This is a genomic window from Kocuria sp. CCUG 69068 (assembly GCF_020833785.1).
Classification (GTDB): domain Bacteria; phylum Actinomycetota; class Actinomycetes; order Actinomycetales; family Micrococcaceae; genus Kocuria; species Kocuria rosea.
Genome location: NZ_PDDL01000245.1, coordinates 1 through 1205, shown reverse-complemented (window position 1 = coordinate 1205; position 1205 = coordinate 1). Strand labels below are relative to the sequence as shown.

At 79.3% G+C, this 1205-nt stretch carries 1 protein-coding gene; it reads right to left on the bottom strand.

Annotated features, from left to right (window positions below):
* Positions 1-1205 (bottom strand): ComEC/Rec2 family competence protein (locus CRM73_RS19320; RefSeq protein WP_229588813.1); only part of this gene is annotated, 1205 nt, incomplete at both ends.

Here is a 1205-nt window from a genome sequence, read left to right as displayed (position 1 = left end):
GCCCGGGCGGTGCCGGCGACGAGGCGCGCCCCCAGTGCGCCGACGCCCAGGGGCAGCACGGCCGCCGCGGCGCCCGCCCCGTCGGGCAGGTTCAGCAGGAGCAGTCCCGCGAGGCCGCAGACGGTCACCACCGGCACCAGCGGGGCGGCGAGGACGTTGGCCGGCAGCGAGTACACGGGCACGGCGGGCTGGAGGAGCACGAGCACGGGGGCACACCACAGCTGGGCGGCCGCGGGGATCGCGACCGCCACGGCGAGCACCTCCGGGACCCGGGTGCCCAGCCACCGGGTCAGAGGCCGCCCGCTCACCACGATCCCCGCGGTGGCCAGCACCGAGAGGACGAAGCCGTACTCGGCGGCGAGAGCCGGCCGGACGACGACGAGGGCGATCACGGCGCCCGCAAGAGTGGCCAGGGAGACGGCGGTGCGCCCCGTGAGGAGGCTGAGTGCGGCGAGTCCGCCCATCACGGCGGCGCGCAGCACGGACGGGTCCGGACCGACGAGGAGCACGAACGCGGCCAGGGCGCCGAGGCCGGCGGCCAGGCAGGTGCGCCGCCCCGCGCCGAGGGACAGCGCGGCGTGCCCGGCCAGGGCCGTGACGAGGGCGCAGTTGGCGCCGGAGACGGCCGTCAGGTGGGTCAGTCCGGTGTCCCGCATGGCCTGGTCGAGCTCCGGGCCGATCCCGGCGCGCTCGCCGAAGGTCATCCCGGGCAGCAGCCCCGCGGCGTCGGGGCCCAGTCCTGCGGTGCCGGCCACGAAGCGCTCCCGGACCTGCTCCCGCCGGCCGGGCTCCCGTGCCGGGAGGACCGCCGGCGGGGCGGCGGCGCGCAGCACGGGGGGTCCGGGGGACGGGGCCCCGGCGGTGAGCACGGCGGTGATCCGCTGCCCCGGGACCAGCCCGGCCCAGGCGGGCCCGTCCGCGAAGACCGTGACGTCGACGTCGGCGGGTCCGCCGCGGCCCTCGTGGGTGACCTGTTCGAGGCGCAGCCCCAGGACCACGCCGGTGCGGTCCTCGTCCGCGTGGCCGGTCCCGGGGGCGGGCGCCGTCCACCGCCGGGGCGGCTCGGCCACCTCCGCCGTGACGGCCACCGTCCCGGCCCCGGCGAGTGCTGCCCCGAGCGGGCCGTGGGCGGTCTCGCGCTGGGCGGCCGTGGTGCTCAGCAGCACGGCCGTGACGGCTCCGTACTTCTCGGGGACCTGGCGGAC